General features: G+C 75.1%; 19 protein-coding genes and 3 tRNA genes. 14 read left to right on the forward strand and 8 right to left on the reverse strand.

Translation table 11 applies throughout. From position 1 onward, the window contains the following. Positions 1-63: 63 nt before the first annotated feature. The 5 genes from B086_RS0132725 (at position 64) to B086_RS41400 (ending at position 7,785) form a co-directional block, all read left to right on the forward strand. On the forward strand, positions 64-2,859 hold the full coding sequence (locus B086_RS0132725) for a glycoside hydrolase family 35 protein (protein ID WP_018570660.1): 2,796 nt from the start codon (positions 64-66) through the stop codon (positions 2,857-2,859). A gap of 273 nt (positions 2,860-3,132) precedes the next feature. After that, positions 3,133-3,657 carry a hypothetical protein gene (locus B086_RS0132730; protein ID WP_018570661.1) on the forward strand — a complete coding sequence of 175 codons (525 nt, stop codon included), beginning with the start codon at positions 3,133-3,135 and terminating at the stop codon, positions 3,655-3,657. Beyond that, positions 3,654-5,042 (forward strand): MAB_1171c family putative transporter, encoded by a 1,389-nt coding sequence (locus B086_RS41395; protein WP_234029417.1) that lies wholly within the window; start codon positions 3,654-3,656, stop codon positions 5,040-5,042. Before B086_RS0132730 ends, B086_RS41395 begins: the two co-directional genes overlap by 4 nt. A 64-nt stretch (positions 5,043-5,106) precedes the next feature. Then, positions 5,107-6,282 (forward strand): MAB_1171c family putative transporter, encoded by a 1,176-nt coding sequence (locus tag B086_RS0132740; protein WP_026253002.1) that lies wholly within the window; start codon positions 5,107-5,109, stop codon positions 6,280-6,282. Between the two features lie 27 nt (positions 6,283-6,309). After that, positions 6,310-7,785 (forward strand): FAD-dependent monooxygenase, encoded by a 1,476-nt coding sequence (locus tag B086_RS41400; protein WP_086024333.1) that lies wholly within the window; start codon positions 6,310-6,312, stop codon positions 7,783-7,785. A gap of 435 nt (positions 7,786-8,220) precedes the next feature. Here the strand turns inward: B086_RS41400 and B086_RS0132750 are convergent, their stop codons facing one another. Continuing rightward, positions 8,221-9,093 (reverse strand): SMP-30/gluconolactonase/LRE family protein, encoded by an 873-nt coding sequence (locus tag B086_RS0132750; protein ID WP_018570665.1) that lies wholly within the window; start codon positions 9,091-9,093, stop codon positions 8,221-8,223. Next, positions 9,090-9,863 carry an IclR family transcriptional regulator gene (locus B086_RS0132755; protein WP_018570666.1) on the reverse strand — a complete coding sequence of 258 codons (774 nt, stop codon included), beginning with the start codon at positions 9,861-9,863 and terminating at the stop codon, positions 9,090-9,092. Before B086_RS0132755 ends, B086_RS0132750 begins: the two co-directional genes overlap by 4 nt. Positions 9,864-10,080: 217 nt before the next feature. On the opposite strand from B086_RS0132755, the gene B086_RS0132760 reads away from it, so the two are divergent. Beyond that, entirely contained in the window at positions 10,081-10,674 is a 594-nt protein-coding gene (locus B086_RS0132760; protein WP_018570667.1) for a hypothetical protein, read from the forward strand. A gap of 58 nt (positions 10,675-10,732) precedes the next feature. Here B086_RS0132760 and B086_RS0132765 read toward each other — a convergent pair whose 3' ends face one another. Then, positions 10,733-11,626: an ATP-grasp domain-containing protein gene (locus B086_RS0132765; RefSeq protein WP_018570668.1), complete on the reverse strand. Its 894-nt coding sequence runs from the start codon at positions 11,624-11,626 to the stop codon at positions 10,733-10,735. A gap of 160 nt (positions 11,627-11,786) precedes the next feature. Here B086_RS0132765 and B086_RS0132770 point away from each other — a divergent pair, with 160 nt between their 5' ends. The 3 genes from B086_RS0132770 (at position 11,787) to B086_RS0132780 (ending at position 16,104) form a co-directional block, all read left to right on the forward strand. Further along, the gene (locus tag B086_RS0132770; RefSeq protein ID WP_018570669.1) at positions 11,787-12,899 is read left to right on the forward strand and encodes a MerR family transcriptional regulator; all 1,113 of its coding nucleotides are present in this window, start codon (positions 11,787-11,789) and stop codon (positions 12,897-12,899) included. 299 nt (positions 12,900-13,198) lie between these two features. Next, positions 13,199-14,674 carry an acyl-CoA synthetase gene (locus B086_RS0132775; protein ID WP_018570670.1) on the forward strand — a complete coding sequence of 492 codons (1,476 nt, stop codon included), beginning with the start codon at positions 13,199-13,201 and terminating at the stop codon, positions 14,672-14,674. Between the two features lie 2 nt (positions 14,675-14,676). Continuing rightward, positions 14,677-16,104, forward strand: coding sequence for a carboxyl transferase domain-containing protein (locus B086_RS0132780; protein WP_018570671.1), 1,428 nt, complete (start codon positions 14,677-14,679; stop codon positions 16,102-16,104). Between the two features lie 358 nt (positions 16,105-16,462). Here the strand turns inward: B086_RS0132780 and B086_RS0132785 are convergent, their stop codons facing one another. Next, positions 16,463-20,179 carry a S8 family serine peptidase gene (locus B086_RS0132785; protein WP_026253003.1) on the reverse strand — a complete coding sequence of 1,239 codons (3,717 nt, stop codon included), beginning with the start codon at positions 20,177-20,179 and terminating at the stop codon, positions 16,463-16,465. A 342-nt stretch (positions 20,180-20,521) separates the two neighbouring features. Between B086_RS0132785 and B086_RS0132790 the strand changes: the two genes are divergently transcribed. The 3 genes from B086_RS0132790 to B086_RS44840 all read left to right on the forward strand — a co-directional run bounded on the left by B086_RS0132790 (position 20,522) and on the right by B086_RS44840 (position 22,768). Further along, positions 20,522-21,559, forward strand: a complete 1,038-nt coding sequence (locus B086_RS0132790) for a rod shape-determining protein (RefSeq protein ID WP_018570673.1) — start codon at positions 20,522-20,524, stop codon at positions 21,557-21,559. Between the two features lie 247 nt (positions 21,560-21,806). Continuing rightward, positions 21,807-22,556 carry an ANTAR domain-containing response regulator gene (locus B086_RS0132795; protein ID WP_018570674.1) on the forward strand — a complete coding sequence of 250 codons (750 nt, stop codon included), beginning with the start codon at positions 21,807-21,809 and terminating at the stop codon, positions 22,554-22,556. 47 nt (positions 22,557-22,603) lie between these two features. Further along, a complete protein-coding gene (locus B086_RS44840) occupies positions 22,604-22,768 on the forward strand; it encodes a hypothetical protein (protein ID WP_018570675.1) in 165 nt (54 codons plus the stop codon). Between the two features lie 291 nt (positions 22,769-23,059). On the opposite strand, the gene B086_RS0132805 is transcribed toward B086_RS44840, so the two are convergent. Further along, positions 23,060-23,701 carry a hypothetical protein gene (locus B086_RS0132805; protein ID WP_018570676.1) on the reverse strand — a complete coding sequence of 214 codons (642 nt, stop codon included), beginning with the start codon at positions 23,699-23,701 and terminating at the stop codon, positions 23,060-23,062. Positions 23,702-23,820: 119 nt separating this feature from the next. Here B086_RS0132805 and B086_RS0132810 point away from each other — a divergent pair, with 119 nt between their 5' ends. After that, entirely contained in the window at positions 23,821-24,084 is a 264-nt protein-coding gene (locus B086_RS0132810; RefSeq protein WP_018570677.1) for a type II toxin-antitoxin system Phd/YefM family antitoxin, read from the forward strand. Beyond that, the gene (locus B086_RS0132815) at positions 24,081-24,335 is read left to right on the forward strand and encodes a Txe/YoeB family addiction module toxin (RefSeq protein ID WP_018570678.1); all 255 of its coding nucleotides are present in this window, start codon (positions 24,081-24,083) and stop codon (positions 24,333-24,335) included. The genes B086_RS0132810 and B086_RS0132815 overlap by 4 nt, the downstream gene beginning before the upstream one ends. Before the next feature lie 217 nt (positions 24,336-24,552). Here B086_RS0132815 and B086_RS0132820 read toward each other — a convergent pair. The 3 genes from B086_RS0132820 to B086_RS0132830 all read right to left on the reverse strand — a co-directional run bounded on the left by B086_RS0132820 (position 24,553) and on the right by B086_RS0132830 (position 24,987). Continuing rightward, positions 24,553-24,626: transfer RNA gene (locus B086_RS0132820), tRNA-Ile, on the reverse strand. Between the two features lie 210 nt (positions 24,627-24,836). After that, positions 24,837-24,909 (reverse strand) — tRNA-Asn (locus B086_RS0132825). A gap of 5 nt (positions 24,910-24,914) precedes the next feature. After that, a tRNA-Asn gene (locus B086_RS0132830) sits at positions 24,915-24,987 on the reverse strand. Between the last annotated feature and the right edge of the window lie 6 nt (positions 24,988-24,993).

Consider the following 24,993-nt stretch of genomic DNA (forward strand, 5'->3'; position numbering starts at 1 on the left):
GCCCGGGACAGTGGAGAATGGCGGGACCCGCGCCCCGTACCATCCGCCCGGGAGGCACTCACCTTGGCGCTCAGCAGACGTACATTCAGCGCCCTCGCGGGCTCCGCCGCGCTCGGTCTCGCGCTGGGCGGCAGCGGCGGGCCGGGGGCGCCCGCGGCGTTCGCCGCGCGTGGGGTGCCGACGGGCCCGCCGCCGCCTCCCCCGGCCGCCGACGGGCGGCGCCACACGGTGTCCTACGACCGCTACTCGCTGCTGGTGGACGGCAGGCGGCTGGTGCTGTGGTCCGGCGAGATGCACCCGTTCCGGCTGCCCAGCCCCGGCCTGTGGCGGGACGTCCTCCAGAAGATGCGGGCGCACGGCTACAACGCGGTCACCGCGCGGGTGGCGTGGAACTACCACTCCGCCGCCCCGGGCGCGTACGACTTCACGGGGGTGCGGGACCTCGGGCTGTTCCTGCGCACCGCCGCCGAGACCGGGCTCTACGTCGTCCTGCGGCCGGGCCCGCACATCGGCGCCGACGTGGACGGCGGCGGCCTGCCCGGCTGGCTGCCCGCCTCCGCGGGCGCCTCGCCGGCCGCCGATCCCGGGTACGCGCGGCACGCCGAGGAGTGGCTGGGCCGGGTCGACGCGATCGCCGCCCGGCACCTGTACACCCGGGGCGACGGCACGGTGCTGCTCTACCAGGTGGACAGCGGGGCGGCGGCGGACCCCGGCGGCGCCCTGGTGTCCCGGCTGCTCGACAAGGTCCGCGCCGACGGCATCGACGTCCCCCTCTTCCGCGGCGACGGCGGCGGCCGGTGGATGCCGCCGTCCTTCCCGCGCCCCGCCGGGTTCCTGACGGACACCGGCGACCGGCCGGGCACCGGGGCACCGCGCGCGCGGGACGCGGCCGCCGTGCGGCACGCCCAGCTCACGGACCTGGCCGGCGGCATCGCCCTGCACAACGTGTACCCGGCCTTCGGCGGCACCTCCTGGGGCTGGCTGCCCGGACCGGGCATGCCCGCGTCCTACGACCACGGCGCCGCCATCGACGAGGGACGCCAGGTGACCGCGGAGATGGTGCCCGCGCACCAGATCGGGCACATGCTGCGGCATCTGCCCGACTTCGCCAAGCTGGAGCGGGCCGGGGGCGCGAGCGCGCGCGGACTCACCACGTACCACCTGCGCAACCCGGACACCGGCGGCCGGGTCCACATCCTGCGCAACGACAGCGACAAGGACGTCTCCTCGCTGCTGCCCGCCGCCGGTGAGAACCTGCCGGTGACGGTCCCGGCCCGGGACGCCCGGCTGGCGGTCTCCCGGATGCGGCTGGGACTGCTCAGGGTGCGGTACTCCACCGCGCACCCGATGCTGTACCTCTCGGCCGGGCCGCTGGACATCGTCGTGTTCTGCGGGCGGCGCGGCGACACGGCCCGGCTGGCGCTGGAGGCGGCCGGAGAGCCGATGGTCACCCGGCTCAGCCAGCAGGTCGCCTATGTGTACGAGCGCCGCCTGGTACGGATCACGGTGCCCTTCGGCACCGGCCTCGCCGGGGCCCGGGTGGAGGCGGGCGAGACCGTCGACCGGCCGGTGCTGATGCTGTTCGCCGACGACAGGACGTCGTCGCGCCTGTGGCCGTACGAGACCCCGTCGGGCTCGCTGCTGGTCTGCGGGCCGCGCCTGCTGCGCACCGCCGCCGTCCAGGGGGCCACGCTCCACCTCACCGGCGACACCGTCGAGGCGACACGGCTGGAGGTCTGGCCCCCGCGCGGCGTCACGACGGTGACGTGGAACGGGCGCCCGGTGCGCACCGCCCGCACCGGCTCGGGCAGCCTGCGCTCGATCGCGCCGCTGCCGGGGGTGGCCGAGGTGGAGCTGCCCGCGCCGGGCGGCTGGCGGGCGCGGGCGGAGAATCCCGAGTCCGCGCCCGGCTTCGACGACTCGGCGTGGCGGACCGCCGGCCTGGCCCCGGCGGACGGCGGCACGGCGAACGGCGGCACGGCCGGTGCGCGGACGCGGCCGGTGCTGTCCGCCGACGCCTACGGCTTCCACTACGGCGACGTCTGGTACCGGGGTGCCTTCACGGACGCCTCGGGCATCGGGTCGGTCTCGCTGGAGCACGGCACGGGCCCCGGGGGACTGCTGATGGCGTGGCTGGACGGGGAGCCGCTGGGCACGCACCGAGTGCCGGACCCTGGGCACGCGGGCGGCACCGACGCGGGCACCGCCGTTCTCGCCGTGCCGCCGCGGCTGCGGACCGGCGGGCGGCATGTGCTGGCCGTACTGGTGCGTCCGGCGGCGCGGGCGCAGGACGACGCGGCGCCCGGTACGGCCGCCGGGACGGTGCGCGGACTGGCGGCGGTGGACTTCACCGGCGGCGCCCCGCGGGTGCGCTGGCGGATCCAGGGCGCGGGCCCGGCCGACCCGGTGCGCGGGCCGCTGAACAACGGCGGCCTGTACGGGGAGCGGGAGGGCTGGCACCTGCCCGGCTTCCCGGACGGCGGCTGGGACAGGGTGTCCTTCCCGCGTGCCGTGCGGCGCCAGGGAGTCGTCTGGTACCGGACCACGTTCAAGCCGTCGGTCGCGGCGGGCACGGACGCCTCGGTGGGGCTGGTGCTCGACGACGACCCGCACCGCGAGTGGCGGGCGCAGGTCTTCCTGAACGGCTGGAACCTGGGCGAGTACGTCAACGGCGCGGCCGGGCGGCGCCCGCTCGTCCTGCCGGACGGCATCCTGCGCACCCGGGACACCAACACCTTGGCCCTGGCCGTCCTGTCCGGGGCGGACACCGAGGCGGGGCCCGGCCGGGTGCGGCTGACGCTGCTGGGATCCGCGTCCGGCGGGGTGCCGGTGGCGCCGGTGTCCTCCCCCGGCCGCTGAACCGGCGGCACCGGCGAGCGGCACCGGCGGACGGCACCGGCGAGCGGGACCGGCGGGCAGCCCCGGCGGGCGGGGCCGCCGGCCCGGCCGGGCTCCGCACTCCGGGTCCGGGGGACCGCGATCCGGGCCCCGGGGACCGCGATCCGGGCAGCGCGATCCGGGCGAGAGCGCCGCGAAAGAACCTTTCCCCGGTGCGGTCGGCCCGGAGATGATGGGGGGTCCCGGCAGACCGAGGGGGGCGACAAAGGGAGATGAGTGCGTAGGAAACGGGAGATGCGGCGCCTCGCCGAGACTCTCATCGGGCCGCTCCGGGTACCGGTCCCCGCGGACCAGGAGACATTGTTCGCCGCCCTCGTCGACTCGGTCGCCGCCTGGCGCGGCCGTCCGGTCGTCGTCCGCCGGGAGATCTTCCCGCCGCACACCGCGAGCGGGCTGTGGCTGGAGGGCGAGACACAGGACGTGGTGGTCATCGACCGGCGGGCCGCCGCGTGGCACCAGATCGTGATCTTCTGCCACGAGGTGTGGCACATGAGCAGACGGGCCGCGGACACCGCGGACACCGCCGCGGGCCCGGTCCCGGCGGGCGGTCCGCCCCGGCCGGTCGCCGCCCGCACCGACTTCAGCCTGGCCGACGAGCAGGAGGCCGACCGGTTCGGCATGCTCATGGGCGGCAGACTGCGCGGCTGGCTGGAGGAGGCCCCGGCGGGCGGCGCGTCCGCCGCCGCCCCCGGCGCCGACGAGGACATCGCCGGACGCATCGGCTCGGCACTCAACTACCGGGGAACGCCCAGGACATGAGCGGGATGATCAACTACGTCAGCTGCGGCGCGCTGTGGCTGGGCCTGGCGGTGAAGACCCCCGATCTGGTCAGCCGCCGGCACGACCCGTATCTGCGCACGCTCTGCGTGGTGCTGGCCCTGGCGGGCACCTGCTTCGTCCTGGGCGCCGCGCCGACGGTCGGCGCCGTCAACCGGCTCAGCGGCGTGCCGAACATCGCCGCACCCCTCACCTACGCGTCGATCACCGCCTACAGCGCCGCCTCCCAGGTCCTCGTCGTCCACTGGCGGGGCGGAGGGCGGGTGCGCCGGGTGGCCCGCCGCTGGGTGGCGGCCTACGCCTGCGTGATCGTCGGCATCGCCGCCCTGTTCGCGCTGGGCGAGGCTCCGGTGGAGCGGCGTACGGATCTGGACACGTACTACGCGACGACGCCGTTCATCGCCGAGATGATCGTGCTGTACCTGGCCGGGCACCTCGTCGCGGTGAGCGTCACCACGGTCTCGGCGCTGCGCTGGGCCCGCACGGTGCACGGCTGGCTGCGCGCGGGGCTGGTGATGCTGGGTCTCGGCTCCCTGTGCAGCGCCGGATACGCGGTGACCAAGTTCGTCGCGGTGGCGGCCCGTTGGTGCGGGCGCGACTGGTCCTCGCTCGGCACCGACGTGTCACCGGCCGCCGCGGGCCTGGGCGCGCTGGTGACCACGGTCGGCATCCTCGTACCGCTGGCGGGGCCGCGGCTGACGCGGTGGCGGCGGTCCTGGCGGACGTACACCCGGCTGGCGCCGCTGGAACGGCTGCTGGACGACCTGCTCACCCGCCACGCCCTCCGGCTGCCCCGCCCGCGCTGGTGCTCCCCGACGACCCGGCTGATGTGGCGCCAGACGAGCATCCACAACGCGCTCGGCTATCTGGACGCGTTCTTCGACGGCGCCCTGTACGAGCGCACCCGCGCCGGGACCCTGGCGGCCACCGGCGACCAGGAGCGGGCGGAGGCCGCCGCCTGGGCGGCGGTCATCACCGCGGCCCTGCGGCAGCCGTCCGGGGACGGCCCGCGGTCCCCGCACCCGCAGGGCGGCGGTACGGCGCTGGAGGCGGCGGTCCGCGGTCCGGCGCCCTCGCCCCCGGCGGGCGAGACCGGCCGGGCGGCGGAGGCCGGGAGCGCGGCCGGGCAGCATCTCGTCCTGCTCGACGGGATCGGCCCGACGGCGGGCCCCGAGGGCATCGGCGGCCCGTGGCCGGTCCTGCTCGACGGTGTCGGCCGCCCCCCGGCCCCGCTGGACGCCGGGCCCGGCGAGGGTGCCCGGCCGGGCGGGCGGACCCCCGGCCCCGCGCTGCTCCTGCGGATCGCCGACGCCCTGCGGGCCCCGGAGCCCCCGGCGCCCGGCACCCGGCCCTCGGGGGCGGCGTGAGCAGGCGCCCGGCACCGCCGCCGCCCCCGCGCACGGTGTCCCCGGCGCTGCGGGGGTGGTGTCCGTGAGTCTCGTCGTGTACCTGGCGGCCGGGCTGCTGGGACTGGCCGCGATCGTGCTGTGCCGCCGCCCGCCGCGCGCCGGGTGGGACCCGCTGACCGTGTCGACGTGCGTGTCGATCCTGCTGGCCTCGCTGGTGTTCGTCTGCTCGGCGCCGCTGACGCTGGCGGCCGTCAACCGCCTCACGGGCATCCCCAACTTCGGCGCCCCGCTGACCTACGGCATGATCAGCGCGTACAGCTGCTCGCTGCTGATCCTGCTGGTGCACTGGCGCGGCGGGCCCCGGCGGCAGGTGCGGCGGATGGTGCTGCGCAGCGTCGCCGCGTACGTGGCGCTGATCGCCGTGATCGTCGTGCTGTTCCTGCTGGGCGACGCGCGCACCGAGCGGCTCAACGACCTCGACACGTACTACGCCAACACGCCGTACCTGTGCGAGATGATCCTGCTCTATCTGATCGGGCACAGCGCGGCGACCCTGGCGATGTGCACGCTGTGCGTGAAGTGGAGCCGCGAGGTGACCGGGCTGCTGCGGGCCGGGCTGCGGCTGATCCTGGCCGGTTCGGCGCTGGACGTGGCCGGGTTCCAGCTCACCAAGTACACGGCGGTGGTGGCGCGTTGGTCGGGCCACGACCTGGACGTGCTGTCCACGCAGGTGGCGCCGCCGCTGGCGTCGCTGGCCGCGCTGCTGTGCTCCGCGGGTTTCGCGCTGCCCCGGCTGCTGCCCTCGGTCCTCGCGCAGGTGCGCAGCCTGGACGACTACCGCAGCCTGGCTCCGCTGTGGACGCGGGTGCGGTTCGTGTCCACCGCGCCCAAACCGCCCAGCGGCTGGTGGCAGTTGCCGCGGGCCCGGCTGCACTGGCGGGAGGTGTCCATCCACGACGCGCTGCTCGGCCTCGCCCCGTACTTCGACGACGAGGTCCGCGAACGCGCCCTGGCCGCCGCCCGGCGCGCGGGCCGCACCGGGCACGAGGCGCGGATCGCGGCGGAGGCGGCGATGCTCGCCGACGCCGCGCGCCGCGCCGCAGCACGCGAGGAACCGCTGCCCACGCCGAGCGGTTACCGTCTGCACGCCACGGAGGTGTCCGGGACGGGGGGTCTGGTGGAACTGGCGCAGGCACTGGTCAGGCCGCCCGCCGGAACCCCCGTGCGGGGAGGGGCGGTACGGACCTCCCCCGGCTGAGCCCGCGATCCATTCCGAGGAGCCCGTATGTCCCCCTCCCCCAGTCACCGTCCGCGCAGAGCCGTGGTCGTCGGTGCCGGTCTGGCCGGCATGCTGGCCGCCGCGGCGCTGTCCTCCGCCGTGGACGACGTGGTCGTCCTCGACCGGGACGACCTGCCCGACGGCCCCGAGCACCGCAAGGGGCTGCCCCAGGGGCGCCACGCCCATCTGCTGATGGCCGGGGGCCTGGCCGCGATGGAGGAACTGGTGCCGGGCGGCGGGGTGCGCGAGCGGCTGCTCGCGGCGGGCGCCCGGGAGATCCCGCTCGGCTCGGGCATGCTGGCCCTGACCTCCGAGGGCTGGTTCCGGCGCTGGCGGCACGACGGCCCGCGGGTGCTCAGCTGCACCCGCGCACTGCTGGACTGGACCGTGCGCGACCTGGTCCTCACCCGCACCGGCACCGAGATCCGCAGGGCGCGGGCGGTGGGCCTCACGGGCGACGCGCGGCGGGTGCGCGGGGTGCGGATCGCACCGGCCGGTGGCGGGACGGCCGGTGGCGGCGAGGAGACGGAACTGGCCGCGGATCTGGTCGTCGACGCGAGCGGGCGCGGCTCACGGGTCGTCACCTGGCTGGCGGAGACGGGCATCACGGACGTGCGGACCAGGAGCGTCGACTGCGGGCTGGTGAACGCCACCCGCGTCTACCGCACCCCGGCGGGCGCCGAGCAGTTCCCGCTGACGGTCGTGCAGGCGGACCCCTACCGGTCCGCGCCCGGCCGCAGCGGCATGCTGCTGCCGATCGAGCGGGACCGCTGGATGGTCAGTCTCGCCGGGACGCGCGGCGGCGGTGAGCCGCCGGCCGACCCGGACGGCTTCCTGGCCTACGCGTTCGCCCTCGCCAGCCCGATCGTGGGCCGGCTCGCCGCCGGGGCCGAACCGCTGACCGGGGTGCACCTCAGCCGCAGCACCAGCAACGAGCGGCGCTATCTGGAGCGGACCGCGCGCTGGCCCGAGGGCTTCGTCGTGCTGGGCGACGCGCTGGCCACCTTCAACCCGGCCTACGGCCAGGGCATGTCGGTGGCCGCGCTGGGGGCGCGGCTGCTCGCCCGGGAGCTGCGGCACGGCGGCCCGGACGCGCCCGGCCTGTCCCGGCGGGTGCAGCGCGGGGCCGCCCGGTCGGTCGACGCGGCCTGGGCGGCGGCGGTCGGCCAGGACGTCTGGTACCCGCGGACACGCGGCGCCCGGCCGACCCCGGTGGACCGCCTCACCACCGCCTACAGCCGCCGTCTCACCCGCTCGGCCACCGGCTCCTACCGGGCGGCGGCGGCCCTGTGGGACGTGACCAGCATGCGCACGGGCCCCGAACGCCTCTTCCGCCCCACCACCCTCCTGGACGTCGCCTGCGGCCCCCTTCTCCCCCCGCTCTCCGGCCCCCCGCTGACCCCGTCCGAACGCAAGATCCTGGACACCCTGGACCACCCCGGCCCGAGGACACCGTCCGCGCCTCCGGTGCGGCGGGGTTGAGGCGGGGGCCGGACGGACGGCCCGGTCCCGGGAGGGCGGACCGGCCAGCGAGCCCGGGGCCGGGGGCCCGAGGCCCAGGGCCGCTGCCGCCCTCCGGCCTGCGAGCCGGGAACAGCCCATCAGGGCTGTCGGCGAAGGGCCCGCGCCCCAAGCATTGCCGAGGCCGGGCGGCCGGGCCCAGGACAGCAACCGGCGGACCGGCCCGAGGGCCCTCGGGCCGGGGCCCTGGGCCGCTGTCGCCGTCCGGTCCGCGGGCCGGGAGCAGCCCACCGGGACTGCCAGCGAAAGGCCCTCGCCACCGGCACGACACGGCACGGCGCAGCGGTCGGCCGGGGCCGCCGCCCCCGGCCCCGCCCCGGGGCCCGGCAGGGCGGTCGACGGGCCGACCGCCGGACCGGCCGGAGGGCCGGTCCCGGGCCGACCGCTGCGCCGTGGTCAGCCCGCGAAGGCGGGCTGGGGGAGGCCGTGGCCCGCGTCCGGGACGACCAGGAGGGCGCCCGCGAGGGGGTGCGGTGCGGAAGGGCCCGTGCGGGCCGAGGTGATGTACAGGTCGGTCAGCCCGGCGCCGCCGAACGCGCACGCCGTGGTCCGGGCGACGGGGAGTTCCACGACCCGGTCCAGCGTGCCGTCCGGGGTGTAGCGGCGTACCGCCCCGCCCTCCCACAGGGCCACCCACACGCAGCCGTCCGCGTCGACGGTCAGGCCGTCCGGGAAGCCCGCGCCCTCCTCCACCCGGGCCAGCGGACGGCGGTTCACCGGCTGCCGGGCGCCGTCGGCTCCGTCCGGGACGTCGAAGACGTCGATCCGGCCGGTGGGCGTGTCGGCGTAGTACATCCGGCGGCCGTCCGGGCTCCAGCCGATGCCGTTGCTCACCGTCACGTCGGTCAGGAAGGGTTCGGCCGCGCCGTCGCCGGTGACGCGGGTCAGCGTGCCGCCGCCCGGTGCCTCGTCGTAGCGCATGGTGCCCGCCCACAGGGAGCCGTCCGGGGCCACGGCGGCGTCGTTGCCCCGGCGGCCGGGCACCGGGTCGCGGTGCAGCCAGCGGAACGCGCCGTCCGGGCCCGGGTCGACCAGGCCCACCCCGTCGCGCAGGTTCAGCACCAGGCCGCCGTCGATGCGCGGCTTGGCCGCGCCCACGTGCTGTCCGGTGGCGCGGACCGTGCGCCGCCCGGTGGCCGGGTCCCAGGTGTGCACCCGGCAGGAGAGGATGTCGATCCAGATCAGGTGCCCGGCCGCCGGGTCCCAGGTGGGCCCCTCGCCCAGTTCGGCCCGCTCCGGCGCCGCCGCCTCGTACTCCGGCCGCCTCATGCCGCGCTCCGGTGGCCGAGGCGCTCGGAGAGCTCGGCGGCGCCCCGTACGGCGAGCCGCTCCAGTTCGCCGGTGCGCTCCTCGCTCCAGCGGACCATCGGCACCGAGATGGACAGGGCGGCGACGACCTCGCCGGTGCGGTCGCGCACCGGGGCGGCCACGCAGCTGACGTCCGGGTTCGACTCGCGGTTCTCCACGGCGAGCCCGCGCTGCCTTATCCCGGCCAGCGCCGCGCGCAGCACGGCCGGGTCGGTGATGCTGTCGGGCGTCATCGCGGCCAGCACCGCGTCGTCCGGGACGCGCGCGGCGAGTTCGGACTCGGGCAGCGAGGCGAGCAGCATCTTGCCGACCGAGGTGCAGTGGGCGGGCAGGCGGCGGCCGGCCGCGGAGACCATGCGCACCGCGTGGGTGGAGTCGACCTTCGCGATGTAGATGACGTCGGTGCCCTCCAGTATCGCGACGTGCACCGTCTCGTCGCAGGTCTCGGCCACCGAGCGGGCCACCTGCTGGCCCTCGGCGGCCAGGTCGAGCTGCTCGGCGTAGCGGCTGCCCAGCTGGTACGGGCGGACGCCGAGCCGGTAGCGGCCGGGCTGCCCGGTGACCGGGACGAGGTACTGGCGGGCGGCGAGCGTGGTGACCAGCTCGTGCACCGTGGTGCGCGGCAGCTGGAGGCGGCGCACGATGTCGGGGGCGGAGAGCGTGCCGTCCCCGTCGAGGAAGAGCTCCAGTATGTCCAGAGCCCGGGTCACGGCGGGTACGAGACGTCCCACGGCCGGCCCCCTCCCTGAATCCGGCCTGTTCGAGATTTCAACAGGCGACCGACATGGCGAACGACGAACGTTCACAGGCTAGCCACGGGGGTGGGGCGCGGCAATGGGGCGGCGGTGGCGCGCGGGGCACATGCCGCCGGGTGGGCGATCGGGGGGCGTCCGCCGCCGGGACGGCGACCGTGGCACGTCTGCCGCCGGGTGGGCGATCATGGAGCGTATGACCGCCTCCGCCGCCGGTTCCCGGCCGCCGTTCACCGCGCGCGACGTCCAGTTGGTGCTGCTGCGCCGCATGGCCGACCACCAGCCGGACCTGGTGGCCGACGCGCGCCGCGAGCTGGGCGCCACGGCGGCGGAGATGCGGGAGGCGAACAAGCGGTGGCAGGCGATGGCGCACACCCCGCGCGGTCACTCGGACGCCGTCTTCCGCGGCGCGCTCGGCGCGCCCGAGTCCACGGCGGCCCGCAGCGTCGGCGACATGGAGTGCGAGGCGCGGCAGTGGCCGCTGCCGCTGTGGCCCACGCTGCGCCTGGAGGTGCTGAGCGGGCCGCGCGGCCGGGTCTTCAACGCCTGGCTGGTCCGGGCGCCGGGCGCCCCGGCGCCCGTCCTGCGCACCCTCGACGACCTCACCCCCTGGTCCTGCACGGTCGACGAGGCCGCCCGCGCCTTTGCCCCGGCCCGCCCCCTGGAGGGCACGGCGCCCACCCGCTGGGGGCTCGCCCTCACCGCGCCCGACGCGCGGGGCGCGGCGCACTGGGTGGCCGCGGAGTTCACCTGGGGGCTGCTCCAGCGCACGCGCGTCATGAACGCGTAGGCACCGCACGTCATGAACGCGTAGGCACCGCACGTCAAGGACGCGTAGGCGCCGCACGTCAAGGACGCGCAGGCGCCGCGGCGGCGGCCAGGATCTCCGCGACGACCCGCTCCAGCGAGCCCGGGTGCAGCCACAGGAACAGGTTCGGCTCGACCAGTTCGAGTTCCATCACGCACGGGGCGCCGTCCGGTCCGTCCACCAGGTCCACCCGGGCGTACTGCAGCTCGGGCGCGCCCGGCACGGCGGCCAGCGCGCTCTCGGCGACCGCGAGTTCGGCGGCGGTCGGGGTCCACTGCTCAAGGCCCGGGTGGGCCGTCTTCTGAGCGTCGTAGGCGGTGCCGGGCGAGAGCACGGCCCGCTTGCGGCTGGCGTGCAGCAGCCGGCCCCCGGCGTACTGGAGCGCCCGCTCCCCGCTGACGTCGATCCGCTCCAGATAGGGCTGCACCATCGCGGTCAGCCCCCCGGCGTGCAGCCGGGCCACCTGCGCGGCGGCCGTCCCGCGTTCGGCGGGCGTGTAGCGGGCGGCGAGCCGGGCGCCCGCGCCGAAGACCGGCTTGACGACGAAGTCGTGGCCGCCGGGCAGGTCCCGCGGCCCGCAGGGCTCCCCGGGCGGCACGTACCGGGTGGGCACCACCGGCACCCCGGCGGCGGCGAGGTCCCCGAGGTAGCGCTTGTCGGTGTTCCAGCGCACGACGGCGGCCGGGTTGGCGAGCCGCGTCGCCTTCGCGCAGCGCTCCGCCCAGGCGGTGAACTCCGCCGCGCGCCCGCTGTAGTCCCACGTGGACCGTATGACGACCAGGTCGTACCCGGCCCAGTCGGCGTCCGGATCGTCCCAGTGCACGGCCTCGGCGTCCGCTCCGGCCGCGCGCAGCGCCGCGACCAGCGGCCCGAGGTCGCGGTCCCGGCTCGGGGCGGTGCCGGGGTCGTAGGTGGCGAGGGCGACACGGGACACGGCGGGCTCCTTCGGCGGGCGCGGCACGGCACGGCAGGGGTGGGAACGGACGGCGGACCGCCCGCACGCTAACAACCCCCGCCGCAACCGGAACACCCCTGTTGACCTTCACCTTCGGGGAAGCCCCAGCATCGGTGGCGGGAACGGAATCGAGGTCCACATGCACACGGGCACGGCCATGCTGACGATCGGCGCCTTCGCGAAGGCGTCCCGGCTCTCGCCGAAGGCGCTGCGCCTGTACGACGAACTGGGGCTGCTGCGCCCGGCGCGGGTCGACCCGGACACCGGGTACCGCTACTACGCGCCGGACCAGTTGGAGCAGGCGCGGCTGGTGGCGTGGCTGCGGCGGCTGGGGATGCCGCTGGCCGGGATCCGCCGGGTGTGCGCGCTCGCGCCGGACGCCGCCGCCCGCGAGATCCGCGCCCACTGGGGCCGGGTGGAGGCGGAGACGGCCGTACGGCGGGACCTCGCCGCGTTCCTCGCCGACCATCTCGACCACCTCTCGGACATGGCTGACCACCTGTCCGACCGCTCTTCGGCACCGCCGAGGAAGGACATCACCATGCTGGAACTGCGCTACGCCGCCCGCTCGGACCGCGGCAGGGTGCGCCCCGCCAACCAGGACACCGCCTACGCCGGGACCCGGCTGCTCGCCGTCGCCGACGGGTACGGACCCGCCGGGGCGCGGGCGGGCGGCGCGGCCGTGACGGCGCTGAAGGCGCTGGACACGGCCGAACCGCCCGCCGGGAGCGTGCTGAACCTGCTGGAGGACGCGGTCCAGGGCGCGACCCGGGCGGTGGCGGACGCGGCGGGCGGCGCGGAGGCCGGTACGACGCTCACCGCGCTGCTGTGGACCGGTTCCCGGCTCGCCCTGGTGCACATCGGGGACAGCAGGGCGTATCTGCTGCGCGAGGCCGGGCTGTTCCGGGTCACCCACGACCACACCGTGGTCCAGGCGATGCTGGACGAGGGGCGGCTGACGCCCGAGGAGGCGGTGAGCCACCCGCAGCGCGCGCTGCTGCTCAGGGCCCTGGACGGCACCGCCACCCCGCCCGTCCCGGACCTGCGTCTGCACGACGCCCTGCCCGGCGACCGGTATCTGCTCTGCTCGGACGGCCTGACCGCGGTCGTGCCCGACGACCGGATCAGGTCCCTGCTCGCCGCCGCCGGGGACCCGGACGCGGCCGTACGGTCCCTGATCGGCGCGGCGAACGCGGCGGGCGGCCCGGACAACGTGAGCTGTGTGGTCGCGGACGTGGTGGAGTCCCGCTGAGGCGAGGACGGGGCCGCCTTGCGGCGTGCGCGGCACACCGTCGCTCCGGCGCCGGAGCATCCCGCGCCGCGCGCCGCCGAAGTCCGGCTCGCGGCCGGCCTGAGCGCGGTCGTGGGACGACGGCGTCCGGGGTAGGACGGTGCTGTCGGTCCCACGACCGGTCCGGCCGCCCCGGCACCCGAGGGGTGACCGGGTCCGGCGGCCGGGACACTGACCAGGTGACCGGCCGGCCCGTCCGGTGACCCAGACGAATGACCCAGACGAATGACCCAGACGAACACGACGAAGGAGTCCGCCGCGTGTCCTCCCTCTTCCCGGCCCTGACGGATGCCCCGGGGCCCCGGCCCGCCCTGCGGTTCGGCGACCGGGCGCTGACCTATGCGGAACTGGCGGCGGCGGCCGGTGCCGTCGGCGCACGGGTGCGGGACCAGGAGCGGGTCGCCGTCTGGGCGACGCCCGCGCTGGAGACGGCCGTGGCCGTGGTGGGCGCGCTGCTCGCCGGGGTGAGCGTCGTACCGCTGAACCCGAGGTCCGGCGGGAAGGAGCTGGGGCACATCCTCGCCGACAGCGCCCCCTCGCTGGTGCTGGCCGTCCCCGGCGACGAACTGCCCGACGCGCTCGCCGGACCGCGCCGCGCCGACGTGGACGTACGGGAGCGGGGGCCGGTCCCGGCCGAGGACGGCCGGGCGGGCGACGAGGACCCCGCGCTGATCGTCTACACCTCCGGCACCACAGGACCGCCCAAGGGCGCCGTCATCCCGCGCCGGGCCGTCGCCCACACCCTGGACGCGCTGGCGGACGCCTGGGCGTGGACCGCCGGGGACGTGCTGGTGCACGGGCTGCCGCTGTTCCATGTGCACGGTCTGGTGCTCGGCACGCTCGGCCCGCTGCGGCGTGGCGGCTCGGTGCGGCACCTGGGGCGGTTCACGACGGAGGGCGTGGCCCGGGAGCTGTCGGACGGGGCGACGATGCTGTTCGGGGTGCCGACCATGTACCACCGGATCGCGGAGGCGCTGCCCGACTCCCCCGAGCTGGCCGGGGCGCTGGCGGGTGCCCGGCTGCTGGTCTCCGGTTCGGCCGCGCTGCCGGTGCACGACCACGAGCGGATCGCGGCGGCGACCGGGCGGCGGGTGATCGAGCGGTACGGGATGACCGAGACGCTGATGAACACGAGTGTGCGGGCGGACGGCGAGGCCCGCGCGGGCACGGTCGGGCCGCCGCTGCCGGGCGTCGGTCTGCGGCTGGTGGAGGAGGACGGGACGCCCCTGACCGCGTACGACGGCGAGAGCGTCGGCGAGATCCAGGTGCGCGGCCCGAACCTGTTCACGCGGTACCTGAACCGGCCCGACGCGACGGCCGCCGCCTTCACCGGCGACGGCTGGTTCCGCACCGGGGACATGGCGGTGCGCGACCCGGACGGCTCGGTCCGGATCGTCGGCCGCAAGGCCACCGACCTGATCAAGAGCGGCGGTTACAAGATCGGCGCGGGCGAGATCGAGAACGCGCTCCTGGAGCATCCCGGTGTCCGCGAGGCCGCCGTCACCGGGGAGCCGGACGCCGACCTCGGTGAACGGATCGTCGCCTGGATCGTCCCCGCGGACCCGGCCGCCCCGCCCGGCACCGAGGAGCTGGCCGGGCACGTGGCCGGGCGGCTGGCCCCGCACAAGCGGCCCCGGGTGGTCCGGCTGCTCGACGCGCTGCCCCGCAACGAGATGGGCAAGATCATGAAACGGGCGCTGCCGCAGGGCGACCCGGCCGCGGAAGGCGGGCGCTGACCATGGCCGGCCGTCTCTCCGCCCGCCAGGCGATAGCCCTGGTCACCGACGACTTCACCGAACTGCCCGACGCCCCGGCGCCGTCCGGCTCCCTGGGCGCCCCGGACGCCGTCGCGCCGGACGGCCCCGACGGGCCGCTCGGCTGGGAGGGCTACGACGCCTCCCGCGCCCGCGCGACGGCGCGCACCGGCGAACAGGAGTCCGTCGTGTGCGGCACCGCGCGGATCGAGGGCACGCCCGCGGTGCTGGTCTCCTTCGAGTTCGGCTTCCTCGGCGGCTCGCTGGGCACCCGCACCGGCGACCGCCTGGAGGCCGCGTACACCTACGCCCGCGCGCACCGGCTGCCCGTCGTGCCGCTGGTGGCCACCGGCGGCAGCCGGATGCAGGAGGGCATGCTCGCGCTGACCCAACTCCAGCGCGTGGCACGGCAGTCCGCGCTGACCCGGGCGGCCGGTCTGGCGCAGCTCGCGGTGCTGCGCGATCCGACGACCGGCGGCGGCTGGGCCACGCTGGGCGCGGGCGCCGACGTGGTGCTGGCGCTGCCCGGGGCCCAGGTGGGCTTCGCCGGTTCCCGGGTCCGGCCGCCGGACGCCGACCCGGCGGCGTACACGGCCGAGGCGCAGGTGGCGGCGGGCTCCGCGGACGCCGTCGTACCGCCCGGGGAGCTGCGCGCGACGCTGGGCCGGTGGCTGCGGCTGCTGACCGCGCCCTCGGCGGCCCCCGCTCCCCCGCCGCGCGCGCTGCCGAGCACGGCGCAAGGTGCGTCCGCGACCGGGCTGCCCGCCACCGGCTGGGAGGCCGTCCGGCGGGCCCGCGCCCCCGAACGCCCGCGCGCCGAACGGTATCTGGACGCCTATTTCACCGACCGCGTCGCCCTGCGCGGCGACCGCTGCGGCGGCGGCCCCTCCCCCGAGACCGGCACCGGCACCGTCGGCCGGGGCGAAGTGGGCGGCATGCTCTGCGGGTTCGGCACGCACCAGGGCCGTACCGTCGCCTACGCCGCCCAGAACGGCACCGCCACGCGGCCGGCCGGGTACCGTACCGCCGCCCGGCTGGTCCGGCTCGCGGACCGGCTCGGGATCCCGGTGCTGACGCTGGTGGACACCCCGGGCGCCGCCAACGACGCCGAGGCGGAGCGGCAGGGCGCGGGCGCGGCCATCGCCGACCTGTTCGGCGCGGTGGCCGCCGCCCGGACGCCGGTGACCACGCTGGTGATCGGGGAGGGCGGTTCGGGCGGCGCGCTCGCGCTGGCGGCGCCGGGCAACACCTGGGCCGTGCCCGACAGTTACTTCTCGGTGATCGCCCCGGAACTGGCCGCCGCCATCCTCAAGCGCCCGCCCGAGCAGGCACCGGCCACGGCCGAGCAGTTGCGGCTGCGCCCGCAGGACCTGGCCGGACTGGGCGTGGTGCGGGGCGTGGTGGAGCCGTAGCGGGCCGGGAAGAACCAGGAACGGGAAGCAGTCCAGCACCCGTTCCGAACATCCGAACATCCGAACAAGGGATCAGTTGTTCCCTGGAACAGGTGATCGTCGCAGAAGTGATCGGTACCGGGCCCGTGAGGCGGACGATACTGACGGTGCGCAAGCGACGGGCTGCAGACCGTGGTCGGCGCAGGTCCCACACGTGGCAACACAAGGAGAAGCACGATCATGAATTTCCTCACTGACGTCCTCGCCGGCCTGATCCACATCGTCGGCTGGCTGATCTGACGGCAGCGAAGCAGCACGGCGGCGCCGCCTCCCCGTCCCAGGGAGGCGGCGCCGCCCGCGTGTGCGCGCGGCGCTCAGCTCACCGCTGCCGCACCCCCACGGCCCGGACCAGCTCCTGGTGCACGGAGCCGCCCCGGTCGTCGCCCGCCGAGGCGCGCAGCGAGACGGACGCCGCGCCCCGGGGCACGCTCAGCGTGCCCTTCCAGGAGGCGTGCCCGCCGGAGAGCCGCACCTGCTGCCAGGTCGCGCCCTCGTCGTAGGAGACCTCCAGCCGGCCCCCGGAGAGGGTGCCGGTGCCGGTCGCGCCCGCCACGTACGCGGCGCTCAGGCTCACCGGGATCCGGCTGCCCGCCCGCACCGTGCCCGCGAGGTCGGTGCCGACGTCGAAGGCGAGGTTGATCAGAGGCAGGAAGCTCCAGTGGTCCTCGGGGGTGGCCGCCGAGCGGAACGTCCACTCGGCGTGGCCCCGCCCGGCGAGCTTCCAGCGGGCCGGGTCCAGCGCGGTGTCGGTGACGAGCTTGTACGTGTGCGCGTCGGCGGGCGCGTCCCAGACGTACGCGCTCGAACTGGTGCCGCGGTCCACCTCCTTGCCGTCCAGATAGGCCACCGTCGTCTGGGTCATGCCGCTCTCCGCGCTCCACACGTCACCGAAGCCGGTGTGGTCGGGCCCGGAGTCGCCCCAGCCGGGCGCGTTGAACTGGAGGGTGTTCCCGGCGCGCTGCTGGCCCCAGCCGAGCCCGGTGCCCAGCCACGGGTGCCAGACGGGCTTGAACCAGTCCAGCTCCCGGTGCGAGCCGCCGGTGTAGCGGACCAGGCCGCTGCGCTCCTCCAGGGTGCCCTCGCCGAGTGTCACCGACTCGTGCCAGAGCTGGCCGGGCCCGGTGGAGACGTAGTCGGTGCGGGTGGCCGGGTAGTCGGCGCTCTCGGCGAAGCCCAGGCCGATGGGGAAGGTGTCGGTGATCGAGTACCGGAACTCCCCGCCGCTCGCGGCCTGCCCGGAGTGGAACTTCACGCCCAGCTCCGCCAGTTGGCGCTTGCCGGGGGCGTACGTCAGATCGCGGTCGGGGACCGCGCCCGGGTGGCCGTCCGACAGGTCGTAGACGTACGGGGTGTGCGGGGTGCCGGTCATGTCGACGCGGCGGGCGGCGCGCAGCCGGGCGGCGTCGGCGGCGTTCACCGAGGCGATCAGGAACGGCCGGTCGGCGTTGTCGTCGGTGCCCCACCACAGGCTGAGCCGGCCGGGCGCGTCGTCCGTGACGAACAGCGCGGCGGCGCCCGCGTCCTGCACGGCCTGGGCGAGCGCGCCGGGATCGGTGGTGTCGGTGACGCGGGCCAGGACCGCCTTGCCGCGTACGTTCCTGCCGGTCGGGCCGCCGGTGCCGATGTCGACCAGCGGCAGCCTGCTGCGGCCCGCGGTGAGGGTGCTGCCCGCCTGGACGAGCGCGTCACCGACGCCCTTGACCGCCAGCAGGGGTGCGCCGAGCCGCCACACGGTCCGGTACTCGAAGGAGCCCTGCCGGACCTTTTCGGTCGGCGCGGCGAACACGCTGTCGTACATCAGCGGCACCTGCACGGCCCCGAACAGGTCGGCGCCGCCCGCCTTGCGGTCGTACTCCATGAGGAGCTGGCGCCGCTCGGTGCGGCGGCCCACATCGGCGCGGACCTCGCGCAGCCGCCGCCCGTCCAGGGTGATCTCGCGGTCCCGGTCGAGGGTGATCTCGGGGGCGGCGAGGAAGCCGAGCCCGAGGGAGTCGGCGCCGTGGCTGCCGCGCACGTCGAGGAAGGAGGACACGCTGTACGTGCCCGGGTCCAGCCGCAGCCTCAGGGTGCCCGAGTCGTCCACGTGGGCGCTGAACGGGTCGACGTCCGCGACGAGTTGCTGCACGGCGAGGTCGGCGGCGGTGGCGGCGCCGGAGCGGTCCTTGACGTGCACGGTGAGCGTGTACCGCTCGCCTTCCTTGACCAGCCCGAACGCGGTGTGCGCGACGGCTGTGCCGGCCGCCGAGGCCACGATCTGCCCGCTCGTGTTGCCCACCGGCGCCTTGGCGCCGTCGCCGGTGACCGTGGTGGAGGCGGTACCGTGCGCGGGCACGGTGAGCCGCTGGTCGGCGAGGGCGGCCACGCCCTCGGGGGCGCCCTGCACGGCCAGGGTCAGGTCGACGGGCCGGTCACCGGAGTTGGTGTAGGTGAGGGTGCGGGTGACCGGCTTGTTCCCGTCGTAGGGCCAGCCGTAGAAGCCGAGGTCGGCGCTGCCGGTGGCGGTGATCTCGGCGGCCACCGCGTCCGGCACGCTCACCCGGCCCGCGCCCAGCTCGTAGGCGGAGGCGTCGAGCTGCTTCGACGTCGACATCAGCGCGTCCTTGAGCCGGGCCGCGTCCCAGTCCGGGTGCTCCTGGGCGAGCAGGGCGGCGACCCCGGCGACATGGGGCGTCGCCATGGACGTACCGCTCATGGTCGTGTAGTCGCCGCTGCCCTCGGTGAGCCGGGAGCGGGCGGCGAGGATGTCGACGCCGGGGGCCGCGAGGTCGGGCTTGAGGGCGTTGTCGCCCAGGCGCGGTCCCGCGCTGGTGAAGTAGGCGGCCTGGTCGGCGGAGTCGACCGCGGAGACGGTCAGGGCCGCGTCGGCGGCGCCGGGCGAGCCGATGGAGGAGGGCGCGCCGGTGTTCCCGGCGGCGATCACGAAGAGCGCGCCGGTCTCGGCCGAGAGGGTGTCTACGGCCTGCGCCATGGGGTCGGTGCCGTCGCTGGCCTCGGTGGAGCCCAGCGACATGGACACGATCCGCGCGTGCACGTCCCGCGCGGCCCACTCCATCCCTGCGATGATCTGCGACTCGCTGCCCGTGCCCTGGTCGTCGAGCACCTTGCCGACGGCGAGCACGGCGTCGGGGGCGACGCCCTTCTCCTTGCCGTCGGAGGCAGCGCCGCTGCCGCCCACGGTGGAGGTGACGTGGGTGCCGTGGCCGTTGCGGTCGGCGACCTCCTCGCCCGGGATGAAGCTCTTGGTCTGCGTGACGCGGCCGGCCAGGTCGGGGTGGGTGGTGTCGACGCCGGTGTCCAGGACGGCGACGGTGACGCCCTTGCCGGTCAGCCCGGCCTCCCACGCCTTGGGGGTGCCGATCTGGGCGTTGGACTCGGCCATGTCGGCGCGGACCCGGCCGTCGAGCCAGACCTTGTCGACGCCGTCCGGCGAGAGGGTGCGCGCGCCGCCGGGCCGGGTGAACTCCCGCCAGAACGCACGCCCCTTGCCCGCCTCGACGGCGGCGCCGTGCACGCTGGCGAGGTCCCGGGTCCGGGCGGCGCCGCGCGGGGTGCGCACCGCGCGGTCCTTGCCGTAGGTCACGATCAGCGGCAGTTCCCCGGTGCGGGTGTCGGCGAGTCCCTGCCGCAGCAGCTCGCTCACGTCGAACAGCCGCGGGTCGAGCCGCCCCGCGCGCAGATACGGCCGGGCCTCGTCCGGTACGACGGTGACGGTGCCGTCGGCCACGGTGGTGCGGACGGCGCCGGTGGCGTCCGCGGGCCGCCGCACCGTGACGGTGCTCTTCCCGCCGCCGAGCGGGGTGACGGTGACCCGGTCGCCGGTGACGAGGGTGACGGTGCGGGGGCCGTCCGCCGGTTTCCCGGCCGCCGCGGCGGCCCGGGACGCGCCGGTCGCGCTGGTCGTGGGGGTGGTGGGGGTGGTGGATCCGGTGTCGTGGGCGGCCGCCTGTCCGGCGGCGGCCTGCCCGGCGGGCAGCAGGGCGATCACGAGCCCGGCCGACAGGAGGGTCGCTCTCCGTCTGCCTGGTCCTCTGCTCATCCGTGCCTCTCTTCCTCGCAAGCGGCGGACCGCTTGGTCGAGTGCTGCGTCGAATGCTGCGTCGAGTGCTGCGTCGGTGCTGGGAAGAGTGTCAGGAGACTTGTGTGGCAAGGGAGTTGACGAGCGGTGGCGGATGGCTGCCGTGGCAGGTTCCCGCCAGGACAAGGCGGTCCACTGTGCGCATTCCCGGTACTTGTCCGGCAGACGGCCAGGAAAAGCACTCGTCCAGCGGCCCCCCGCCCGGCCCCCTTGAACAGGCGCCCGCTCCCCCGTCCCGCACACGATGCACAGGAGGCCGCCGCCCGGCGACCGCCACGGTCCGCGCTCTCGGGAGGATCCGTCATGTCCGCCAGTCTGGAGCAGTTGCGCCGCTGCCATCTCGCCGTCGACCTGGGAGCGGCCCGGACCCGTGTGTACGTCAAGGGCGCGGGACTCGTCGTCGACCAGCCCTCGGTCGCCGCCGTCAACACCCGTACCGGCGCGCTGATCGCGGTCGGCGAGTTCGCGGAGAAGATGACCGGCCGCACCCCCGACTACATCCGCGTGGTCCGCCCGGTATCCGGCGGCACCGTCATCGACATCGAGATGGCCCAGCGCATGCTGCGGCATCTGCTCGGCGACAAGATGCGCCGGTCGCTGCGCCGCAAGGCCCGGCTGCGGGCGGCGGCCTGCACCCCGCACGACGCCGATCCGCTGGCCCAGCGCGCCACCGTCGAGACCCTGGTCGGACTCGGCGCCCGCCGGGTGGAGCTCGTCGACACGCTCATCGCCGCCGCCGTGGGCTGCGGACTGCCCGTGGAACGCGCCGAGGCCACCATGATCATGGTGTGCGGCGCCGCGGCGACCCAGGTGGCCGTCCTCTCCCTCGGCTCGATCGTCGCCGCCGTACGGATGCCGGTGGGCGGCGAGGCAGTCGACCACGCGATCGTCCAGCACCTGCGCCAGGAACACGCGTTGGTGCTGCCCAGCCAGTCGGTGCGCCCGCTGCAACTGGCCCTGCACGACAACGGCCTCACGGCGCACGGCCCGGCGGCCACCGAGATCCACGGCCGGGACGTGGCCACCGGGCTCGCCCGCTCCGTCCTGGTCGACACCGCCGCCGTGCGGGAGGCCATCCAGGCCCCCCTGACCGCCGTGCTCGACGGCATCTACTCGGTACTGCGGGAGTGCCCGCCCGACCTGGTGGCCGACCTCGTGGACCGGGGCATCATGATGGTCGGCGGCTCCGCGCTGCTGCCGGGCCTCGACCAGATGCTGCGCCGGGCCACGGGCATGCCGGTGCACATCGCCGACCGCCCCGACGTGTGCGCGGTGCAGGGCCTGGGCGAGATGCTGGAGGGCCGGATCGAACCGCTGGTACTGGACCCGATCGGGGCGTAGCCGCCGACGACGGCGCCCCGGCGAAGGCAATACCGCCGCCCCGCTGCCCGCCGCCCCGCTGCCCGGCCCGCGCACGGCCCGCGCACCGCCCGCCAGGTGTACGCGGCGGAGCACAGGGCAGGCGCATCAAGGGCCACCGGGCCCCGGGCTCCCGAGAAGCCACGGAGAACCGCGGATCCGGGAGGGCGTCGGGCGGCGGGACGAGCCGGACGGCACAAGCGGGATGACAGGCGGGACAGAGCGGGACATGACCTCAGGGGCACCACCACGTCCGCCTCTCGCGCGGCGGCTGGACGCACCGGCCGCTCCGCTGGCCGTCGCCGCGCACGTCTTCCCGGACGGCCGGGCCCGGCTCGCCCCGAGCGGGGAACTGGTGCACGGCTGCGCGGACACGCTGGCCGAGGCGCTCGCCGAACTGCCGCCGGGGACCTGCCGGATCGACCTGGACATGGCCGGGGTGACGTTCATGGACTCGGCGGGTCTCGGGTTCCTGGAGGCGCTCGACGCGTACGGCCGCTGCCGTCTCGTCCCCGTCACGGCCACCGGCTGGACGGGGCAGCCGCGCCGCGTCCTGGAACTGGCCGGCCTGGACACCGCCGACCCGCTGAACCCGCCTCCGGAGGACCCGGCGCCCGCCGCACCGGGCACCCCCGCCCCCGCCCCCGCTCCCGCCTCGGCGGTGGCCGCGGAGCGCGGGGAGCGGCTGCTCGAACTCCAGCAAGAGGTCGAGCAGCTGCGCCGGGCCATCGCCTCCCGCCCGGTCATCGACCAGGCCCGCGGCATCCTGATGGCCGCCCACGCCTGCACCCCGCAGCAGGCATGGGACGTCCTCCGCGAGGCGTCCCAGCGCTCCAACACCAAGCTGCGCACCGTGGCCGCCGCCCTGACCGCGGGCGCCCTGCCGGACGGCCCCCCGCCCCCGGAGGAGATCCGCACGGCTCTGGGCGCCGCGCTGGCCCGGACGATCGCGTGCGGAGAGGGGGACGACGGGGAATGACGGGTACCCGGACCCGGAGTGACCACCCCAGGTCCGCAGGAGTCACCATGAACATGCGAGAGCACACCCCCTCCCAGGCCGAGGGCGAACGCGACGACACCCCCGCCCGCCGCACGGCCGACACCCCGGAACCGCCCTACCCGACCCCTTCCCAGGCCGAGGGCGAACGCGACGACCTTCCCGAGACGTCGGACCCGGCGGACGGCATCTGAGAGCGGTTCCGCCGCCGCCCGAGTACGGGAACTCAGCGGAAAGGAAGCACCCGCGACATCACATCTCGCACGTTCCCGGCCACTTCGGGATTCGCGGAAAGAAGAGAACTGATCCCCACCGCGATCAGCATCCACCTACCTGGACCGGCATATTGGTCAGAAGGCATCCCGGCCATATTCGAAGCACACGCCGCCACATCCGGTTCGCCGCAGATGCCACCTCTGGCGCACCGGAGAGAAAAGTCTGCCGGTCACTGCGCACGAGCGCGTCGATCTTCTCGAAAAGCTCGCTCACGACGACGTCGACATCGTCCGCTTGTTGCAGCCTGCCCTGGCCGTCTCGACGGCCGCAACCTCAAGGGAATTGCTCCACTGGCGTACCGTCCTCCGCTGCCACCAGAGCTCCCGGCCGTCATGCATGGCCTTGACGAGGCGAAGCATCACCAGCGCTTCCTTGTCGTAGGCGTGCACCCTCTCCGCGATCTCACGGCGCCACCGCACGTACATGATCAGGACTGCCGGAAGGCTCCCGAGGAACAGAAGCGACAGAGCCGCGTCGGCGACGCGCGGCACAAAGCCTTCGAACATCGGAATCGGCAGCAGAGAAAGCCACACGATCCAGAGAGCCAGTACGGTGACCAGCGGGAAAATGGCGCGCAAGAAAAGAATGCGGTAGCCGAGGAAGGACCAGCTCACGAAAGGCAGGATGCAGATCATGACCCCTGCGACGGCCTGGGCATGCGCGGTCCCCCCGCACAAGATGATCACAGCCACCGGAAACCACAAAGTCGCGTACCCCAAAGGGGAACGGAAGAAGATCAGGAAGAACTGAGCCGGAAGCGCGGCTGCCCTCCGGTGCGCCGCCTCCGACAGCTCCCTGAGGTCAGAGGACAGTGCGAGGGCCCACGGCACGCGGTCCAGATCGTCCCCCATCCGCCCTTCATTCGGCAGCCACCAGGGCGACACAGCACTCCAGCATGCGCGCCGGGAACTGTGGACACGATCAGGACTCGTACCATATCTTGTACAAGTCGAGAGAGGAGGCAGCAAGCATGTCCATCACCGCCAGCGAAGCGCGCCAGAACCTGTTCCCGCTGATCGAGCAGGTCAACGAGGACCACGCTCCGGTTCACATCACCTCCCGCAAGGGGAACGCCGTCCTCATGTCCGAAGAGGACTTCAGCTCTTGGACCGAGACCGTGCACCTCCTGCGCTCCCCCAAGAACGCCCGTCGCCTGCTCGACTCCATCGCCGAGGCGGAGACCGGCAAGGCCCAGCACCGCGAGCTGATCGACCCCGACGCGGAGCATGCGTGAAGATCTCGTTCACGTCTCACGCCTGGGAGGACTACACCTACTGGGCCGAGAACGACCGCAAGATGGTCAAGCGCATCAACAAGCTGATCGACGACACCATGCGCGATCCCTTCAAGGGCATCGGCAAGCCGGAGCCCCTGAAGGGCGATCTGTCGGGCTACTGGTCTCGGAGGATCGACGACACGCACCGGCTCGTGTACAAGCCGTCCGGCGACGAGTTGATGATCGTCCAGGCTCGGTACCACTACTGACACCGAAAGCCCTCGCCGGCGAAGAACCGATGGGCCGAGCCGGCAGCGGAGTGCGGGCGCTCCCGTGCGAACACGCCGGCCGCTGTCGCCCGACCGTGTCCCCCGGGTGTCCCCTGGATCTTGATCTGAACGAATGAACGGGGGCCCCACCCTGGAGTGGCGACCCCCGTTCTCACGCTTCCGCAGATAGAAACGGTTCTCTGGGAGAACCTTGCGGTGGGGCGGGTGGGACTCGAACCCACGGCCGACGGATTATGAGTCCGCTGCTCTAACCGGCTGAGCTACCGCCCCGTCCGGCGCGTCGCGTACACGTGTGCGCGCCGTCTGCCGCAGCATAGCCGCTCATACGATCTCCTGCTTCGCCATGGCCGGCTCGCCGCGGTCTTCCTGACCTTGAGGACTCCTGCGAGGTCACGGCGGTTCCCCCGAACATGGGTCCGACAGGTACCCGGGGTGGGGCCGGACATGAAAAAGGACCCCTGAGGGTCCTCGTTCAGCATGCTCCCCCGACTGGACTCGAACCAGTAACCTGCCGGTTAACAGCCGGCTGCTCTGCCAATTGAGCTACGGAGGACCGAGCTCCCCCGACTGGACTCGAACCAGTAACCTGCCGGTTAACAGCCGGCTGCTCTGCCAATTGAGCTACGGAGGAATGCCT

This window comes from Streptomyces sp. PsTaAH-124 (genome assembly GCF_000373685.1).
Lineage (GTDB): Bacteria > Actinomycetota > Actinomycetes > Streptomycetales > Streptomycetaceae > Streptomyces > Streptomyces andamanensis.